Here is a 17,703-nt window from a genome sequence, read left to right on the forward strand (position 1 = left end):
GTGTCCGCGGCATGGATGCCGCGGCCAAGCCCCCATGGATGGGTTTACGGCGTCTCCCGCAACCGGACCCACCCCGCCATCCCACGGGAAACCCGCTGTTGCTTCGGCTGTTGCTTCTGAGGTTGCCGGCCAGCGGCCGGCACTACGGCGGGTGCAGGGCGCAGCCCTGCCGATACCCCTCCCCCCGGCCGGGCTGGCAGAATAGACGTCTCTGCCGTTATCCGAAGCCGACGATGCGCCTCTCCCAGTTCCACCTGCACACCACCAAGGAAACCCCCAGCGACGCCGAGCTGACCAGCCACCGGCTGATGCTGCGCGCGGGCATGATCCGCAAGCTGGCATCGGGCCTGTACACCTGGTCGCCGCTGGGCCTGCGCGTGCTGCGCAAGGTCGAGCGCATTGTTCGCGAGGAAATGGACCGGGCCGGCGCGGTGGAATTCCAGATCCCGACCATCCAGCCGAAGGAACTGTGGGAGCAGACCGGCCGCTGGCAGAAGTTCGGCCCGCAGCTGCTGAAGATCAAGGACCGCAAGGACCAGGTGTTCTGCTACAGCCCGACCGCCGAAGAAGCCGCCTGCGACTTCGCGCGCAGCGAGCTGTCCAGCTACAAGCAGCTGCCGGTGAACTTCTACCAGATTCAGACCAAGTTCCGCGACGAGATCCGCCCGCGCTTCGGCGTGATGCGCGCGCGCGAGTTCCTGATGAAGGACGCCTATTCGTTCCACCTGCACGATGAGTGCCTGGTACGCGAGTACGAGAACATGAAGTCGGCCTACAGCCGCATCTTCACCCGCCTCGGCCTGGACTTCCGCATGGTGCAGGCGGACTCCGGCGCGATCGGTGGCGATGCTTCGCAGGAGTTCCACGTGATCGCCGATTCCGGCGAAGACGCCCTGGTGTTCTCCACCGGTTCGGACTACGCGGCCAACATGGAGGCGGCGATCGCTGCCGATCCGGCACCGCGTGCGGCCGCCACCGAAACAATGCGCAAGGTGGATACGCCCACCCAGAAGACCTGCGAGGACGTCGCGGCCCTGCTCGGCATCGACCTGCAGCGCACGGTGAAGTCGGTGGCACTGATCGCCGGCGAAGGCGAGGCACAGCAGTTCGTGCTGGTGCTGGTGCGTGGCGACCATGAGGTCAACGAGATCAAGCTGGCCAAGGTGGCCGGGCTGGACGAGCAGCGCTTCGCCAGCGAGGCGGAAATCGCCGAGTACCTGGGCAGCGTGCCAGGCTTCCTCGGCCCGGTCGCGCCGGCCAAGGCCATCCGCGTGGTCGCCGATCGCGAAGTGGCGGCAATGGCCGACTTCGTCGTCGGCGCCAACGAGGCCGGTTTCCACCTGGCAGGCGTCAACTGGGGCCGCGACCTGCCGGAACCGGAAGTGGCCGACATCCGCAACGTGCGTGCCGGTGATCGTGCTGTGGACGGCGGTGAACTGAAGATCGCCCGTGGCATCGAAGTCGGCCACGTGTTCCAGCTCGGCCGCAAGTACGCCGAAGCGCTGGATGCCACCGTGCTGGATGAAAACGGCAAGGCGGCGGTGATGGCGATGGGCTGCTACGGTATCGGTATCTCGCGCGTGGTGGCTGCCGCGATCGAACAGAACCATGACGATGCCGGCATCATCTGGCCGGACGCGATGGCGCCGTGGCAGGTCGTGGTGTGCGTGATCAACCCGAAGGGCGATGCCGCCGTGGCCGACGCTGCAGCCAACCTGCTGCAGGAGCTGCGCGACGCCGGCCTGGACGCCGCGCTCGACGATCGCGGCCTGCGCCCGGGCGCGATGTTCGCCGACATGGAACTGATCGGCATCCCGCACCGCGTGGTGGTCAGCGAACGCGGCCTGGCCGCCGGCACCTACGAGTACCGCGCGCGCCGCGCCAGCGAGGCGGAGAGCCTGGACAAGGCCACCCTGCTGCAGCGACTGCAGGGCTGACGTGGAAAGACCGGGGCCTGCCCCGGTCTTTTTTTTTGGCGCGCGGCCTTTCCCTATATTGCAGCGGACATAATCCGGTCAAAATCACCGCGACAGCGTCTGCATGCCGCCACGCCATGACCCGCCTGCATTTGTGCTGTGATTAATTCATCTCTATTCTGTCCGCCGACGCCATGGACTGGCTTGTCCCGTCCACACATTAGTTTCCGGAGTAACCGTAAATGAGCATTGACCTGACCGGCCTGTCAGCACGCGAGCTGGGCGCCCTGATCCGTACCGCCAAGAAGCAGCAGACCATCGTCGCCAAGCGCCGGCCGATCACCAAGGTGCGCGCCCAGCTGACCAAGCTGGCCAAGACCGAGGGCTACACCATCGAGGAACTGTTCGGCGACGCCCCGGCCCCGCGCGCGCGCAAGGTGGCCAAGGTCGCCAAGGCACCGTCGAAGACCGCCGGCCGCAAGCTGGGCAAGGTTGCCCCGAAGTACCGCAACCCGGCCAACCCCAAGGAAACCTGGACCGGCCGTGGCAAGCAGCCGCGCTGGATGGCTGAACTGACCGCCAAGGGCAACAAGAAGCCGGAAGATTTCCTGATCAAGAAGGCCTGAGGCCGGATCGGGGAGCAATAAAAAACGCCGGCGAAAGCCGGCGTTTCCTGTTTGTAGAGCCGAGCCCACGCTCGGCTATCCATATGCAAAGCCGAGCATGGACTCGGCTCTACAGGGTCTTGCGCGCCGGCATCAGCAGGTTGCCGAACAGCAGGCCCGCCACCAGCGCCATCACCACGTTCAGAACGGTGAGGAACACGCTCTGGCCGGCGCCGACATCCTGTTGCTGGACCAGGGTCAGCACACCGCGCAGGCTGGTGCTGCCGGGCACCATCATGATGATGCCGGGCAGGCGGATGATCGCGCCCGGACGCCCCACCAGGCGACCGAACAGATTGCCGCCAGCGGTCAGCAGCATTGCCGACAGGAAGATACCGGCCGGTGCACCCCAGGCGTGGCCGCCGAACTTGGAGATCGCATAACCGGCCACCGAGGCGGCAATCACCCACGGATAATCGCGGCGATTGGCCTTGAACAGCATCGCGAAGGCAAATGCGGCGGTCAGCAGCGAGCCCCATTCCACCCACGGCCCCTGCGGCCGCGCGGCCCGGATCACCGGATCCAGGCCAAGCACATCGGCCAGGGTCACCGCGATCATCGCGCCGACGCTGAGCTTCATGATGGTGGTCAGCGCGCCGGCAAAGCGCGCGGTACCCGATACCCAGTGCTGGCTGGCCAGCTCATTGACCGCATTGGTCAGCGACATGCCGGGCAGCAGCACCACCAGCGAGGCGATGATCACCGTATTGAGGTTGAGCGCACCAATGAACGACGCGACCAGGGTGGCGACCATGCCGGCCAGCAGCGCGGCCAGCGCCTCGGCGGCTTCGCGGGTGGCCGGGCGACGGTCGGTGACCATGCCGAGCAGGCCGATCATCAGGCCGATGACACCGGCGGTGGCGATGTCCAGCCACGGCAGCTTCCACATGCCGGCCACGCCAGCCGCGCCGAGGGTGAACGACAGGATCGTGCGCAGCTTGCCGCGTCGGCCCGGATCCTTGTCCAGCTGGCGCAGCGCAGTGTGGCCCTGGGCGATGCTCATCCGCCCGTTGGACACTTCTTCGGCGATGTGGTCGGCAACGCTGAGCTTGTGCAGGTCGTTCTCACCCGGTGCCAGGCGGATCACGCGGGTGATGTCGCTGGAGCCGATCGCCTGGGCCGGATCGCTGAAGCTGAGGATGATACCGGTGGGATTCGACCACGGTTCACAATCCAGATCGAGCTGGCGGGCCAGGGCAACCACCGCCGTTTCCAGGCGCTGGGCCGTGGTGCCATAGCTGTGCAGGCGTCCGGCGATCTCGGAAACGAAGGCCACGCGCTGTGCGTAGGTGGCCTGGGGTGTGGGGATCGTGTGAGCATCTGCGGACATGCGCCGTAGTATTACCTACGCTGGGGCCCGCCGGAGAAATTCATCCAAGTTCGACGCGAAGCCCGATACAGAACGGTTATGCTGCGACCCGAATGGCCCACGTCACCCCGAACCTCGCTCCCCAGCTCGAACAGGATGCCCACGACCCGGGCCTGATCCGCCTGTCCGGCACCTGGACCTTGAAGACCGCGCTGGCCGCGGCCGAAGTCCTGCGCGGCGTTCCCGACGCGCTGACCGGCATCGATGCCACCGGCATCGAGCAGCTCGATTCGGCCGGCGTGCTGCAGGTGCTGCGCGTGGCCCATCGCGCCGATCTCCACGAAGACGCGCTGCAGTTCCGCCCGGACCACCAGGCGCTGGTGTGCACCATCGAGGAAGTGGCCGATGACCGGCCCAAGGCCAAGCGCGATTTCGGCGTGCTGGCCGCGCTGGAGCGGCTGGGCGTCAGCGTCCACGCCACCGGCCACAACATCAAGGCCCTGTGCAGTTTCCTCGGCGAGAACCTGGTCAAGGCGGCGCGGCTGGTCAAGGAACCCCGCCGCTTCCGGCTGACCGCCACCGTGCATCAGATGGAGCAGGTCGGGCTGGATGCGGTGCCGCTGGTGGCGCTGTTGTCCTACCTGGTGGGTGCGGTGATCGCGTTCCTCGGCTCGACCATCCTGCGCGACTTCGGCGCCGAGATCTACGTGGTCGAGCTGGTCAACATCGCCTTCCTGCGCGAGTTCGCCGTGCTGCTGACCGCGATCGTGCTGGCCGGCCGTACCGCCAGCGCGTTCACCGCGCAGATCGGTGCGATGAAGGCACGCGAGGAGATCGATGCGATGCGTACGCTGGGCCTGGACCCGGTCGACCTGCTGGTGCTGCCACGCTTGCTCGCCCTGCTGGTCACCCTGCCCTTGCTGACCTTCATCGCGATGATCGCCGGCCTGGCCGGCGGCATCACCGTCGGTGCGTTCGACCTCGACATCCCGCCGCAGATGTACATCGCGCGCATGCACGAGACGATGGAAGTGCGGCACCTGCTGGTAGGCCTGTCGAAGGCGCCGGTATTCGCCCTGGTGATCGGCCTGATCGGCTGCCTGGAAGGGCTGAAGGTGGAAGGCACCGCCCAGTCGGTGGGCGAACGCACCACCTCCAGCGTGGTGCAGACGATCTCGCTGGTGATCATCATCGACGCCTTCGCGGCGTTGTGGTTCATGCACATGGACTGGTGACATGAGCACATCCGCCCTCCCCGAATCCATCGACATGCACGACGACCAGGGCCACGAACTGGCCATCCGCGTGCGTGGCCTGGTCAACCGGTTCGGCAGCCAGACCGTGCACGAAGACCTGGATCTGGACGTACGCCGCGGCGAGATCCTGGGCGTGGTCGGCGGCTCCGGCACCGGCAAGTCGGTGCTGATGCGCTCGATCCTCGGCCTGCGTGTGCCGGATGCTGGGCAGATCGAAGTCCTCGGCCGCGATGCGCGTGCCGACGACGCCGAGAGCCGCCTGCACATCGAACGGCATACCGGTGTGCTGTTCCAGGACGGTGCCCTGTTCTCGTCGCTGACCGTGGGTGAGAACGTCCAGGTGCCGTTGAAGGAACACCACCGCGAACTGCCCGAGCGCTGGCACTACGAACTTGCGCTGCTGAAAGTGAAACTGGCCGGCCTGCCCGCCGACGCGATCAACAAGCTGCCCTCGCAGCTCTCCGGCGGCATGCGCAAGCGCGCAGGCCTGGCCCGGGCGCTGGCGCTGGATCCGCCGCTGCTGTTCCTGGACGAACCCACCGCCGGCCTCGACCCGATCGGCGCGGCCGCCTTCGACCGCCTGATCAAGACCCTGCAGGAAGCGCTGGGGCTGACCGTGTTCCTGATCACCCACGACCTGGACACGCTGTACGCCATCTGCGATCGCGTCGCCGTGCTGGCCGACCGCAGGGTGGTGGCCAATGCGCCGCTGCCGGACATCGAGAAACTGGATCATCCGTGGATCCAGGAATACTTCCACGGACCCCGCGCGCGCGCCGCGCGGGGCGAACAGATCGAGAGTGCCTGAGCCATGGAAACCAAAGCCAACTACGTGCTGATCGGCGCGTTCACCCTGATCACCGGCCTGGCCCTGCTGGCCTTCGGACTGTGGGCGGCCAAATACTCCTCCGACCGCACCTGGCAGGAGTACCGCGTGGTCTTCCGCGAAGCGGTGACCGGCCTGTCGGTGGGCAGCCCGGTGCAGTACAACGGCATCGCGGTGGGCTCGATCACCGAACTGAACCTGGTGCCCGACGACCCGCGCCAGGTGGTCGCGCGCATCCGCCTGAACTCCAACACGCCGGTCAAGACCGATACCCGCGCCAAGCTGGCGATCACCAGCCTGACCGGCCCGTCGATCATCCAGCTCAGCGGCGGCACGCCGCAGTCGCCGGCGCTGACCACGGTCAACAAGGATCCGGCACCGATCATCCCGACCACGCCCTCGGCGCTGCAGAACATCACCGATGTGGCCAACCGCATCGTCGAGCGCATGGACCAGATCCTCAGCGACCGCAACGTGGCCTCGATCAACGCCACGCTGGCCAACCTGGAGACGATCAGCGGCGGCCTGGCCGACCGCGACCAGGGCACGCAGGCGCTGCTGCTCAGCGCGCGCGATGCCGCCCGTAGCCTGGACACCACGCTGAAGACCACCAACGGCACCATCGAGCGCCTGGACAGGAACCTGGTGCAGCAGCTGCCCGGCATCATCGACAAGCTCGACGCGACCCTGGCCAAGCTCGACTCGGCCGCCGGCAATGCCGATTCGATCCTTGGCGAGAACCGCGCCGCGATCAACAGCTTCGCCAACGATGGCCTCGGCCAGCTGGGCCCGACGCTGACCGAACTGCGTGGCCTGATCCGCGACCTGCGCCGGGTCAGCGACCGCCTCGAGAACAACCCCGCGCGCTACCTGCTGGGCCGCGACGCACCGAAGGAGTTCGAACCCAAATGAGCCCGACCACCCTTCCGCGCCTGCTGCTGGCCGCTTCGATGGTCACCCTGCTGGGCGGCTGCTCCATCCTCGGCAGCAGCGAGAAAACCGCGGTGACGCTGTACTCGCCGTCCGTGCAGGTCAAGGCGGACCCAGCCTGGCCGCAAGCCAGCTGGCAGCTGGTACTGGCCAAGCCCAGCGCCGCGCGCATGGTCGACAGCCCGCGCATCAACGTGCGGCCTACACCGTCGCAGCTGGAGATCTACAAGGGCGCCAGCTGGGCGCAGCCGGCCACCGACATGATCGAGGACACCCTGCTGCGTGGCTTCGAGGATTCCGGCCGCATCCGCGGCGTGGCCCGCAGCACTGCCGGCATCCGCGCCGACTACAAGCTGTCCACCGACGTGCGCCGCTTCGAATCGGATTACCAGGGACAAGCCACGCCGACCGTGGTGATCGAGGTCAACGCCAAGCTGATCCATGTCGCCGACCAGCGCGTGGTGGCCGACCGCACCTTCCGCCAGGCGCAGCCGGTCGGCAGCACCGACGTGCCGGCGGTGACCGCGGCCTTCGAGCGCGGCCTGCAGCAGCTGGCACAGGATGTGGTGGGCTGGACGCTGGTGAGCGGGCAGGCCGATCAGCCAACTGTTGCGCGCTGACGGGAGCGTCGCCAGGCACGCCCGGCGAGGCCCCGGGTGGGTACGTGCGATAATGACGAATCACGGTCTCTTGCCACACTGATGCCCGCATCCGTCTCCATCGCCGTCTGCACGTACAACGGTGAGCGCTTCTTGCAGGAGCAGCTCGACAGTCTGCTGGCACAGACACGCCGCCCCAACCAGATCGTGATCCGGGACGATCTATCAACTGATGGTACCTTGGCGTTGTTGCAGGCCTTCGTGCCACGTGCCGAAGCTGCGGGCATTACCGTGGACCTGCAAGTGAACCCACAGAACGTCGGCTATCGACGGAACTTCGATGGTGCGCTGCGTGCCTGCACTGGCGAGATCATCTTCCTGTGCGACCAGGATGATGTATGGCATGCCAACAAGATAGCGCGCTTCTGCACCGAGTTCGGTGCACGGCCTGGCTTGCTTGCCCTGCACTGCAATGCTCAGTTGATCGATGAGGCCGGGCAGCCGCTGCAGCAGACATTGTTCGATGCGCTGCGTTACCTGCCCGGGGATCTGGCGCGCATGCATGCCGGCGGCGGCTTCCGTCTGATGCTCAAGCGAAACCTGATGACGGGCGCGGCGATGGCGTTCCGTCATTCGGTGCTGGCCGATGCTCTGCCACTACCGGACAAGGACTGGGTGCACGATGCCTGGATCGGCACGCTGGCAGCCATGCGTGGGGGCATCGACAGCCTTCCCGAGGCACTCATCGGCTATCGCCTGCACAGCAACAACCAGTTGGGCCTGGGCGGCAATGACACGGCGCCACGCGCGGTACGACGCAAGCGGCAACTGGAGACCGAGTGCGTGCAATCGGGCTTGTTGCTGGCGCGCGGACGCGAACTGAGCCTGCCCCAGCCATTGCTGGCGTGGGTGGAACGCAAGCAGCATCACGTTTCGGTACGAGCGACGCTGCCCACCTCCCGCATGCGGCGTTTACCGGTCGTGATGGGGCAATTACTCTCCGGAAACTACAGCAATTTCGGTCGCGGCCTGCTGTCAGCCTGCATCGATCTGGTACGCGCGTAGTTTCTTTCAGCCGGGCTGGATCCACCGGAACGTAAGGTTGATCCGCTCTCCCTGCACCCGCGCCATCTTCGGCAGCGCGTGCTGGTAGAAGCGCTGGGTCTGTCCGGCCATCAGCAGCAGGTCACCGTGGCCAAGCACGAATTCAGCCTTGCGCGCCGGATCGTCGCGTCGGCGCAGCAGGAAACGGCGCGCGGCACCCAGGCTCAGCGACGCGATCACCGGGGCCGGCCCCAGCTCCGGCTCGTCATCGCTGTGCCAGCCCATGTAGTCGCCGCCGCCGCGATAGCGGTTCAGCAGCACGCTGTTGAAGCGGCTGTAGCCTTCGGCCTGCAGGCGCTCGCGCACGACCTGCAACACAGGCGGCCACGGATGCGGCACGAACTCGGCACCGGAGTAGCGGTAGCGCGCCTGCGGGTCGCCGATCCAGCAGCTCAGCCGCGGCGAATCCACCCAGTTGCCGAACATACGGATGCGGTGGACCTCCCACCGCACGTCGGCCAGCAGCGCCCGCATGAGCCGGTCGGAGTCGGCAGCGGCCAGCCAGCCCGGCAGGTGCTGGACGTCGGCGTCGGGCAGGTCATGGGGAAACAGCATGGCACCCCTTTGAGAAACAGGGCGGCCCTAGGCCGCCCTTGCACCTTCAGTCGCGCAGGAACGCGACGCCGGTCTTTTCCTTCAGCTCGTCATCACTGACACCCGGCGCGGCCTCCACCAGCAGCAGGCCCTTGTCAGTCACGTCGAACACGGCCAGATCGGTGATGATGCGGTCGACCACGCCCACGCCGGTCAGCGGCAGCGTGCATTCGGCCAGGATCTTGTGCTCACCGTTCTTGGCGGTGTGCTCCATCAGCACCACCACGCGCTGCACGCCAGCGACCAGGTCCATCGCACCGCCCATGCCCTTGACCATCTTGCCGGGCACCATCCAGTTGGCCAGGTCGCCCTTGTCGGTGACCTGCATGGCACCGAGGATGGCCAGATTGACGTGTCCACCGCGGATCATCGCGAAGCTGTCGTGGCTGCCGAAGTAGCTGGCGCCCGCACGTGCAGTGACGGTCTGCTTGCCGGCATTGATCAGGTCAGCGTCGACTTCAGCGTCGGTCGGGAACGGGCCGATGCCGAGCAGGCCGTTTTCCGACTGCAGCCATACATCCACGCCTTCGGGAATGTGGTTGGCGACCAGGGTCGGCAGGCCGATGCCCAGGTTCACGTAGGCGCCATCGGTCAGTTCCTGGGCGGCACGGGCCGCCATTTCATCGCGGGTCCACGCCATGTCAGTTGCCCTCCGCGCGGATGGTGCGCTGTTCGATTCGCTTCTCAGGATGCGGGTTGTGCACGATGCGGTGCACATAGATGCCCGGCAGGTGCACCTGATCCGGGTCGATGGCGCCGACCGGCACGACCTCTTCAACCTCCACGATGCAGACCTTGCCGGCCATCGCACAGGCCGGGTTGAAGTTGCGCGCGGTCTTGCGGAACACCAGGTTGCCGGCCTCGTCGGCCTTCCAGGCCTTGACCAGTGCCACGTCGGCGCGCAACGCGGTCTCCATCACGTAGTGCTTGCCATCGAACGCGCGGGTTTCCTTGCCCTCGGCCACCACCGTGCCGTAGCCGGTGGCGGTGAAGAACGCCGGAATGCCTGCACCGCCGGCACGCAGGCGTTCAGCCAAGGTGCCCTGCGGATTGAATTCCAATTCGAGCTCGCCGGCCAGGAACTGGCGTTCGAACTCCTTGTTCTCGCCCACGTAGGACGAGATCATCTTCTTGATCTGCCGCGTTTCCAGCAGCTGGCCCAGGCCGAAGCCATCGACGCCAGCATTGTTGGAGATCACGGTCAGGCCTTTGGCGCCGCTGTCGCGCAGCGCAGCGATCAGCGCTTCGGGAATGCCACACAAGCCAAAGCCACCCACGGCCAGGGTCTGGCCATCGGCGACCACCCCCTGCAGGGCCTCCGCCGCACTGGCGTAGCGCTTGCCGCGCTTTCCGCCGGAAGTCGATTGCTGCATTGCTGTACTACCCTGCACGTTGAGGATGACGGCATTCTAGCTGGAGGGCGGCGAAGGGCCTGGATGCGCCGCAGCATTGACGGAGCACTGGGCGGGCATTGGGTAGAATGGGCGATTCCCCCCAGAAGGGTGCTTCAGCGCCTGCGCCCCTCCATCTACGATGACGCTGACCTTCACCGATGAAGACCTGTTCCGCTGGATCGACGAATGGACACTGCAGAAAAGCGAGCAGTGCCTGGGGGGCGTGCGCAACCGGCAACTTCGCGAGGGCCTGCTGACGGCCGAGGTGCAGGGTTCGGCCAGGTATCCCTACCACGTGGAGATCGATCTGGCCGCCAGTATGCGCACCGCGCGCAGCCGCCTGCAGAGTGCCTACTCCTGCCCCGTCGGCCGCGCCTGCAAGCATGTGGCGGCGGTGCTGGTCTCCCACATGCTGGAACCGCTGGCCATGGATGAGAGCCCCCTGACCGAACAGGACCTGGCGCAAGCGCCGCGTGCTGAACTGCTGGCGAAGCTCTCGCGTTGGCAGAGCACCCGGATCCGGCCGGCCCAGCCACGCCGGAACGGTGTCATCTTCGAACTGTCCACCTACAACCATCGCCCCGCCGTGCTGGTCCGGCGCGTCAAGTACGGTGCCGATGGTGCGATCAGCCCGGGCAAGTGGATGGATATCACCGCAGACCTGCTGCTGGAGCCTCCCGCATACCTCACCCCGACTGATCTGGCGGTGATGATCCAGCTACGCACCCAGCGGCAGCCCGCGACGAAAGACGAATGGATCGACTTCGCGGCCACCCTGCAGCTGATCGTCTCCAGCGGCCATGGCTGGGTCTCATGTGGTACGCAGGACGTGCTGGCCCGGTCGGGCGCTCCACGCCGCGGCGAACTGGGCTGGGCCGTTGACATGGCGCAGGGCGCGACGCTGCTGGAACCCACGTTGAGCGTGGAGGGCGGCGCCAGAGGCGTGGTCCTGGGCCGGAGTGCGTGCTATCTGGACCCGGTCACCGGCGAGGTCGGTCCACTTCAGCTGGATGTCAGGCCCGAAGACGCCGACGCGTTCCTGAGCCTGCCCAGTTTGTTACCCAATGAAGCGTCGGTGGTCGCACAGATGCTGCAGCAGATCGACCCTGCGCTGCCGCGCCCCGGTGCAAGCGACACGCTGCCCACCCTGCAGATCACTTCGATGATTCCTGTGCTGCGCCTGCATACGATCGAGTTCCGGCCGGCATGGCTTGGCCGTGGCGACGCTTCGCAATGGGCCGATATCGCGACCGTGGCCTTCGAATACGACGAGCACATCCGGTTCCTGGACGATCCGAGCCTGTTCGCACACGATCCGGAGGGCCAGCTTGCCCTGCTGCCCCGCGACCTGGCTGAGGAATCACGGCGTGAGGCCGAGCTGCGCACGGTGGGACTGCATCTCGACACGGCTCCGCGGGCGCCATTGGAGGGCGCAGGACCTCAGTTCCAGCTGCGCACCCATGACTGGACACGGTTTCTGCTGGACGACGTGCCGCGCCTGGAGGCCTTGGGCTGGAAAGTGGAGACGGACGACGATTTCCGCCATCGCATCACCCGGGTGGATGTGATCGACCTAGACATCCAGGCGGACCCGGCGGATGCGGGCTGGTTCAACCTGGGCCTGGATATTCAGGTGAAAGGCCGCAACGTGTCGATGGTTCCGCTGCTGCAGCAGGTGCTGCAGTCCGATCCCCGCTGGATGCGTGGCCAGCTGGACGCCATCGGCGACGATGAGAACATCCTGTTGACGACGGGCGACAACACGTGTCTGGCACTGCGGGCCGCACGACTGAAGCCGATCATGGCCCTGTTGGCGGACCTGTTCGCCCAGCGCGGCGCGCCGCTGCGCCTGTCTGCGCTTGACCGTGGCCGCCTGCAGGCGCTGCAGGACACGGCGCACCTGCAGTTCCGGGGGCGCAAGGACACCCAGGCGATGGTGCAGCGGCTGATGCAGGCACCCGCATTGGGTGAAGTGCCGCCGCCGGCAGGGCTGGTGGCAACGCTGCGTCCCTATCAGCGCGAAGGCCTGTCGTGGCTGCAGTACCTGCGCCAGCAGGGCCTGGGGGGCGTGCTGGCCGATGACATGGGGCTGGGCAAGACCGTACAGACGCTGGCGCATGTGCTGGTCGAGAAGGAAGCCGGCCGCCTGGACCGTCCAGCGCTGCTGGTGGTGCCCACTTCGCTGCTGCACAACTGGCAGAGGGAAGCGGCACGCTTCACCCCGGCCCTGCGCGTGCTGACCCTGCATGGATCGGCACGTGAAACGCTGTTCGAGGCGGTTCCCGGGCACGATCTTGTACTCACCACCTACCCTCTGCTGTGGCGCGACGAGCAGGCGCTGCAGGCACATGCCTACCATCTGCTGATTCTGGATGAAGCCCAGCAGGTGAAGAATCCGAAATCACGTGCGGCCATCACCCTGCGCACGCTGCAGGCGCGCCACCGGCTGTGCCTGACCGGCACGCCGCTGGAAAACCATCTGGGCGAACTGTGGACGCAGTTCGACTTCCTGCTGCCCGGCCTGCTAGGCAGCGAGAAACAGTTCAACCAGCATTGGCGCCATCCGATCGAACGTGGCAGCGACCACCGCCGCGCCACCTTGCTGGCGCAACGGCTGCGTCCGTTCATCCTTCGCCGGCGCAAGGACCAGGTGGCGTCAGAGCTTCCGCCCAAGACCGTCATTACCCGCGCGGTGGAAATGGAGGGCGGCCAGCGTGATCTCTATGAAACCGTGCGCGCAGCGATGGAAAAGCAGGTGCGCGAAGCCATCATCGGCAGCGGGCTGGCGCGCAGCCACATCGTGGTGCTGGATGCGTTGCTGAAGCTGCGCCAGGTCTGCTGCGATCCGCGCCTGCTGCCGGGCGACGCTCCGGCCCGCAATGCCGGTTCGGCCAAGCTGGAGCTGCTGCGCGACATGTTGCCGTCGATGGTCGAGGAAGGCCGGCGCATCCTGCTGTTCTCGCAGTTCACCGGCATGCTCACGCTGATCGCGCAGACGTTGGATGATCTGGGCCTGGCCTATGTGACCCTGACCGGCGACACCCAGGACAGAGCCACGCCGGTGCAGCGCTTCATGCAAGGCGAGGTGCCGGTGTTTCTGATCAGCCTGAAGGCAGGTGGCGTCGGGTTGAACCTGACCGCCGCCGATACCGTCATCCACTTCGATCCGTGGTGGAACCCGGCGGCCGAAAACCAGGCCAGCGATCGCGCCCATCGCATCGGCCAGCAGCAGCCGGTGTTCGTTTACCGGCTGATCGCCGCAGGCAGCATCGAAGAACGGATTGCCGAGCTGCAGGAGCGCAAGGCCACGCTGGCCGACTCCATTCTCGAAGGCGGCGGCGCTACGGGGCCACGCTTCAACGAAGAAGATGTGCAGGCGCTGCTGGCGCCGTTGCCGGGCCTGCCCGGCAAGCGTTTGCGTAAAGCGGGCAAGCGGTCGACGCGAACCTGACCCTTGGACGCCAGTCACGTGGCGTTGCGCCATGGAAACGATTCCCATACAGGACTGGGACTACAATCGTGGGCTGAGCTCCCCAAGGATCCCGATCGATGCCCCTGCCCGCCTTCAAGGCCTATGACATCCGCGGCCGTGTGCCGGAAGAACTGAACGAAGACCTGGCCCGCCGCATCGGCGTCGCCTTGGCCGCGCAGCTCGCTCCCGGTCCAGTGGTCCTCGGCCACGACGTGCGCCTTACCAGCCCCGCGCTGCAGGACGCATTGGCCGCAGGCCTGCGCGGTACCGGGCGCGAGGTGATCGACATCGGCCTGTGCGGCACGGAAGAAGTCTATTTCCAGACCGACCATCTGGGCGCGGCCGGCGGCGTGATGGTCACCGCCAGCCACAACCCGATGGACTACAACGGCATGAAGCTGGTCAAGGAGAACGCGCGCCCGATCAGCTCCGATACCGGCCTGTTCGCAATTTCCGATGCGGTCGCCGCCGACACGTCCGAGGCCCAGCCCCCGCGCGCCGGTCAGAGCGCCCGGCACGACAAGAGCGCGTATATCCAGCATCTGCTGAGCTATGTCGATGCTGGCAAGCTGCGGCCACTGAAGCTGGTGGTCAACGCCGGCAACGGCGGCGCCGGTGCCATCGTCGACCTGCTGGCACCGCACCTGCCGTTCGAGTTCATCCGCATCTGCCACGAACCGGACGGCAGCTTCCCCAACGGCATTCCCAACCCGCTGCTGCCGGAGAACCGCGCCGCCACTGCCGACGCGGTGCGCGAACACGGCGCCGATTTCGGCATTGCCTGGGATGGTGACTTCGACCGCTGCTTCTTCTTCGATCACACCGGCCGCTTCATCGAAGGCTACTACCTGGTGGGCCTGCTGGCCAAGGCGATCCTGGCGCGCAACCCGGGCGGCAAGGTCGTGCATGACCCGCGCCTGGTCTGGAACACCGTGGACATGGTCGAGCAGGCCGGCGGTGTACCGGTGCAGTGCAAGAGCGGCCATGCCTTCATCAAGGAAAAGATGCGCGCCGAAGACGCGGTGTACGGCGGCGAGATGAGCGCCCACCACTACTTCCGCGAGTTCGCCTATGCAGACTCCGGCATGATCCCGTGGTTGCTGATCGCCCAGCTGGTTTCCGAAAGCGGGCGCTCGCTGGCCGATTGGGTCGAAGACCGCATGGCGGCCTACCCCTGCAGCGGCGAGATCAACTTCAAGGTCACCGATGCAAAGGCCGCCGTCGCGCGCGTGATGGAGCATTTCGCGGCGCAGTCGCCCACGCTGGACCACACCGATGGCATCAGCGCCGACTTCGGCGACTGGCGCTTCAACCTGCGCAGCTCCAACACCGAGCCACTACTGCGCCTGAATGTCGAAGCCCGGGGCGATGCCGCGCTGATGCAGGCACGCACCGACGACATCTCCCGCCTGATCCAGCAGTAATCGAGGAACGCATGAGCAGCATCCAGCCCGTCATCCTGTCCGGTGGATCCGGTACCCGCCTGTGGCCGCTGTCGCGCGAGGCGTACCCGAAGCAGTTCCTGCCGCTGGCGGGTGAACTGACGATGCTGCAGGCCACCTGGAAGCGCGTGGCGCCGATCGCCGCGCGCGGGCCGCTGGTGATCGCCAACGAAGAGCACCGTTTCGTCGCCGCCGAGCAGCTGCAGCAGGTTGGCGCCGAGCCGGCCGCGATCATCCTTGAACCGGTCGGCCGCAACACCGCCCCGGCCATCGCCGTTGCCGCGCTGGAAGCCACCCGCGACGGCGCCGACGCCCTGCTGCTGGTGCTGCCCTCCGATCATGTGATCACCAACGAGACCGCATTTCGCAGCGCCGTGCAGGCGGCGGCCGGTGCTGCCGAGGCCGGCAAGCTGGTCACCTTCGGCATCGTGCCGACCGGACCGGAAACCGGCTACGGCTACATCAAGGCCGCCGATGGCCAGGGCCTGCGCGCGGTCGAGCGCTTCGTCGAGAAGCCCGACCTGGAAACCGCGACCGGCTACGTCAGCAGCGGCCAGTACTATTGGAACAGTGGCATGTTCCTGTTCAAGGCCTCGCGCTACCTGCAGGAACTGGAACGCTTCCAGCCCGCGATGCTGGCTGGCAGCCGCCAAGCCTGGCAGCAGGCGCGCCGAGATGCCGACTTCACCCGCCTGGACAAGGACGCCTTCACTGCCGTTCCGTCCGATTCGATCGACTACGCGGTGATGGAGAAGACCGCCGACACGGTGGTGATTCCACTGGATGCGGGCTGGAACGATGTCGGTTCGTGGACTGCGCTGCGCGACGTCTCGCAGCAGGACGGCGATGGCAACGCGCACCAAGGCGACGTGATCGCCATCGACTGCCGCAATACCTATGCCTACGGCCAGCGCCTGGTGGCCATGGTCGGCCTTGATGACGTGATCGTGGTCGAGACCGACGATGCGGTGCTGGTGGGCAAGGCCGACCGCATGCAGGAGGTCAAGACCGTGGTGGCACAGCTCAAGGCCGAAGGCCGCAGCGAGGCCACCTGGCATCGCAAGGTCTATCGCCCATGGGGCGCCTACGATTCGATCGACAACGGCGAGCGCTTCCAGGTCAAGCGCATCACGGTCAAGCCCGGTGGCACGCTCAGCCTGCAGATGCACCACCATCGCGCCGAGCACTGGATCGTGGTCAGCGGCACCGCCGAGGTGACCCGTGGCGATGAAGTGATCCTGCTCAGCGAGAACCAGAGCACCTACATTCCGTTGGGCGTGACCCACCGCCTGCGCAACCCGGGCAAGCTGCCGCTGGAACTGATCGAAGTGCAGTCGGGCAGCTACCTGGGCGAGGATGACATCGTACGCTTCGAGGACACCTACGGGCGCAGCTGAGGTCCCTGGTCCCTGTTGCGCGGCCAGCGGCCCGGCATCCGCATCTACCGGATTTAAGCCGAATCCAGTGCCACTGCGGCTCTGGATTCCACCTCATCTCACTCCACCGTCACGCTCTTGGCCAGGTTGCGCGGCTTGTCCACGTCGGTGCCACGTGCCAGCGCGGTGTGGTACGCCAGCAGCTGCACCGGAATGGTATGCACGATCGGGCTGAGCACGCCGGCATGGCGCGGCGTACGAATCACGTGTACGCCTTCGGACTCATTGAAGTTGCTGTCCTGGTCGGCGAACACGAACAGTTCACCGCCACGCGCACGCACTTCCTGCATGTTCGACTTCACCTTTTCCAGCAGGCTGTCGTTCGGCGCGATCACCACCACCGGCATGTCCTCGTCCACCAGCGCCAGCGGGCCATGCTTCAGCTCGCCCGCCGGGTAGGCCTCGGCGTGGATGTAGGAGATTTCCTTGAGCTTGAGCGCACCTTCCAGCGCGATCGGGTAGTGCAGGCCGCGGCCCAGGAACAATGCGCTGCTCTTGCGCGCGAAACGCTCGGCCCAGGCGGCGATCTGCGGTTCCATGTTCAGCGCGTGCTGCACGCTGCCCGGCAGGAAGCGCAGCTGCTCCAGGTAGTCCGCTTCCTGCGCCGCGTCGATGCGGCCATGCAGCTTGCCCAGCACCACGGTCAGCTGGAACAGTGCCGCCAGCTGGGTGGTGAAGGCCTTGGTCGATGCCACGCCGATCTCGGCACCGGCACGGGTGTAGCAGACCAGTTCGCTGGCACGCGGGATCGCGCTTTCCG

15 protein-coding genes are annotated in these 17,703 nt (G+C 66.5%); 10 read left to right on the plus strand and 5 right to left on the minus strand.

Translation table 11 applies throughout. From position 1 onward, the window contains the following. Positions 1-233: 233 nt before the first annotated feature. Positions 234-1,937 (plus strand): proline--tRNA ligase, encoded by a 1,704-nt coding sequence (locus tag ACM0PY_RS20435; protein WP_111200803.1) that lies wholly within the window; start codon positions 234-236, stop codon positions 1,935-1,937. 221 nt (positions 1,938-2,158) lie between these two features. Next, positions 2,159-2,542 carry an H-NS histone family protein gene (locus tag ACM0PY_RS20440; RefSeq protein ID WP_005415203.1) on the plus strand — a complete coding sequence of 128 codons (384 nt, stop codon included), beginning with the start codon at positions 2,159-2,161 and terminating at the stop codon, positions 2,540-2,542. 109 nt (positions 2,543-2,651) lie between these two features. Here the strand turns inward: ACM0PY_RS20440 and ACM0PY_RS20445 are convergent, their stop codons facing one another. After that, on the minus strand, positions 2,652-3,911 hold the full coding sequence (locus tag ACM0PY_RS20445) for a threonine/serine exporter family protein (protein WP_046428410.1): 1,260 nt from the start codon (positions 3,909-3,911) through the stop codon (positions 2,652-2,654). 92 nt (positions 3,912-4,003) lie between these two features. Here ACM0PY_RS20445 and ACM0PY_RS20450 point away from each other — a divergent pair, with 92 nt between their 5' ends. The 5 genes from ACM0PY_RS20450 to ACM0PY_RS20470 all read left to right on the plus strand — a co-directional run bounded on the left by ACM0PY_RS20450 (position 4,004) and on the right by ACM0PY_RS20470 (position 8,566). Next, positions 4,004-5,125: an MlaE family ABC transporter permease gene (locus ACM0PY_RS20450; protein WP_065179137.1), complete on the plus strand. Its 1,122-nt coding sequence runs from the start codon at positions 4,004-4,006 to the stop codon at positions 5,123-5,125. Between the two features lies 1 nt (position 5,126). Continuing rightward, positions 5,127-5,954 (plus strand): ABC transporter ATP-binding protein, encoded by an 828-nt coding sequence (locus ACM0PY_RS20455; protein WP_414609498.1) that lies wholly within the window; start codon positions 5,127-5,129, stop codon positions 5,952-5,954. Between the two features lie 3 nt (positions 5,955-5,957). After that, a complete protein-coding gene (locus ACM0PY_RS20460) occupies positions 5,958-6,884 on the plus strand; it encodes an MlaD family protein (protein WP_014645865.1) in 927 nt (308 codons plus the stop codon). Continuing rightward, a complete protein-coding gene (locus ACM0PY_RS20465) occupies positions 6,881-7,522 on the plus strand; it encodes an ABC-type transport auxiliary lipoprotein family protein (protein ID WP_125892546.1) in 642 nt (213 codons plus the stop codon). Before ACM0PY_RS20460 ends, ACM0PY_RS20465 begins: the two co-directional genes overlap by 4 nt. Positions 7,523-7,603: 81 nt before the next feature. Further along, positions 7,604-8,566 (plus strand): glycosyltransferase family 2 protein, encoded by a 963-nt coding sequence (locus tag ACM0PY_RS20470; RefSeq protein WP_231352532.1) that lies wholly within the window; start codon positions 7,604-7,606, stop codon positions 8,564-8,566. A 6-nt stretch (positions 8,567-8,572) separates the two neighbouring features. Here ACM0PY_RS20470 and ACM0PY_RS20475 read toward each other — a convergent pair whose 3' ends face one another. From ACM0PY_RS20475 to ACM0PY_RS20485, 3 genes are read right to left on the minus strand one after another with little or no spacing between them, the layout of a single operon-like run. Beyond that, a complete protein-coding gene (locus ACM0PY_RS20475; RefSeq protein WP_180886387.1) occupies positions 8,573-9,160 on the minus strand; it encodes an alpha-ketoglutarate-dependent dioxygenase AlkB family protein in 588 nt (195 codons plus the stop codon). 46 nt (positions 9,161-9,206) lie between these two features. Further along, positions 9,207-9,839 (minus strand): CoA transferase subunit B, encoded by a 633-nt coding sequence (locus ACM0PY_RS20480; RefSeq protein ID WP_134971157.1) that lies wholly within the window; start codon positions 9,837-9,839, stop codon positions 9,207-9,209. 1 nt (position 9,840) lies between these two features. Further along, positions 9,841-10,572, minus strand: coding sequence for a CoA transferase subunit A (locus tag ACM0PY_RS20485; RefSeq protein ID WP_069139451.1), 732 nt, complete (start codon positions 10,570-10,572; stop codon positions 9,841-9,843). A 160-nt stretch (positions 10,573-10,732) separates the two neighbouring features. Here ACM0PY_RS20485 and ACM0PY_RS20490 point away from each other — a divergent pair, with 160 nt between their 5' ends. The 3 genes from ACM0PY_RS20490 to ACM0PY_RS20500 all read left to right on the plus strand — a co-directional run bounded on the left by ACM0PY_RS20490 (position 10,733) and on the right by ACM0PY_RS20500 (position 16,904). After that, the gene (locus tag ACM0PY_RS20490) at positions 10,733-14,044 is read left to right on the plus strand and encodes a DEAD/DEAH box helicase (RefSeq protein WP_414609499.1); all 3,312 of its coding nucleotides are present in this window, start codon (positions 10,733-10,735) and stop codon (positions 14,042-14,044) included. Between the two features lie 98 nt (positions 14,045-14,142). Continuing rightward, positions 14,143-15,489: a phosphohexomutase domain-containing protein gene (locus ACM0PY_RS20495; protein ID WP_180895475.1), complete on the plus strand. Its 1,347-nt coding sequence runs from the start codon at positions 14,143-14,145 to the stop codon at positions 15,487-15,489. 11 nt (positions 15,490-15,500) lie between these two features. Then, positions 15,501-16,904 carry a mannose-1-phosphate guanylyltransferase/mannose-6-phosphate isomerase gene (locus tag ACM0PY_RS20500; RefSeq protein WP_180886390.1) on the plus strand — a complete coding sequence of 468 codons (1,404 nt, stop codon included), beginning with the start codon at positions 15,501-15,503 and terminating at the stop codon, positions 16,902-16,904. A gap of 98 nt (positions 16,905-17,002) precedes the next feature. Here ACM0PY_RS20500 and ACM0PY_RS20505 read toward each other — a convergent pair. Beyond that, the coding region (locus ACM0PY_RS20505; protein ID WP_495493294.1) for an SIS domain-containing protein at positions 17,003-17,703 on the minus strand (701 nt) is incomplete at its 5' end.

It is taken from the genome of Stenotrophomonas sp. BR163 (genome assembly GCF_047520985.2).
GTDB classification, from domain to species: Bacteria; Pseudomonadota; Gammaproteobacteria; order Xanthomonadales; family Xanthomonadaceae; genus Stenotrophomonas; species Stenotrophomonas sepilia.

What these genes read in the sequence shown, in the direction of transcription:
- ACM0PY_RS20485 (WP_069139451.1), bottom strand. Translation starts at nt 10,572, where the DNA reads ATGCAGCAATCGACTTCCGGCGGAAAGCGCGGCAAGCGCTACGCCAGT.
- ACM0PY_RS20475 (WP_180886387.1), bottom strand. Translation starts at nt 9,160, where the DNA reads ATGCTGTTTCCCCATGACCTGCCCGACGCCGACGTCCAGCACCTGCCG.
- ACM0PY_RS20445 (WP_046428410.1), bottom strand. Translation starts at nt 3,911, where the DNA reads ATGTCCGCAGATGCTCACACGATCCCCACACCCCAGGCCACCTACGCA.
- ACM0PY_RS20465 (WP_125892546.1), top strand. Translation starts at nt 6,881, where the DNA reads ATGAGCCCGACCACCCTTCCGCGCCTGCTGCTGGCCGCTTCGATGGTC.
- ACM0PY_RS20500 (WP_180886390.1), top strand. Translation starts at nt 15,501, where the DNA reads ATGAGCAGCATCCAGCCCGTCATCCTGTCCGGTGGATCCGGTACCCGC.
- ACM0PY_RS20470 (WP_231352532.1), top strand. Translation starts at nt 7,604, where the DNA reads ATGCCCGCATCCGTCTCCATCGCCGTCTGCACGTACAACGGTGAGCGC.
- ACM0PY_RS20455 (WP_414609498.1), top strand. Translation starts at nt 5,127, where the DNA reads ATGAGCACATCCGCCCTCCCCGAATCCATCGACATGCACGACGACCAG.
- ACM0PY_RS20450 (WP_065179137.1), top strand. Translation starts at nt 4,004, where the DNA reads ATGGCCCACGTCACCCCGAACCTCGCTCCCCAGCTCGAACAGGATGCC.
- ACM0PY_RS20435 (WP_111200803.1), top strand. Translation starts at nt 234, where the DNA reads ATGCGCCTCTCCCAGTTCCACCTGCACACCACCAAGGAAACCCCCAGC.
- ACM0PY_RS20480 (WP_134971157.1), bottom strand. Translation starts at nt 9,839, where the DNA reads ATGGCGTGGACCCGCGATGAAATGGCGGCCCGTGCCGCCCAGGAACTG.
- ACM0PY_RS20495 (WP_180895475.1), top strand. Translation starts at nt 14,143, where the DNA reads ATGCCCCTGCCCGCCTTCAAGGCCTATGACATCCGCGGCCGTGTGCCG.
- ACM0PY_RS20440 (WP_005415203.1), top strand. Translation starts at nt 2,159, where the DNA reads ATGAGCATTGACCTGACCGGCCTGTCAGCACGCGAGCTGGGCGCCCTG.
- ACM0PY_RS20490 (WP_414609499.1), top strand. Translation starts at nt 10,733, where the DNA reads ATGACGCTGACCTTCACCGATGAAGACCTGTTCCGCTGGATCGACGAA.
- ACM0PY_RS20460 (WP_014645865.1), top strand. Translation starts at nt 5,958, where the DNA reads ATGGAAACCAAAGCCAACTACGTGCTGATCGGCGCGTTCACCCTGATC.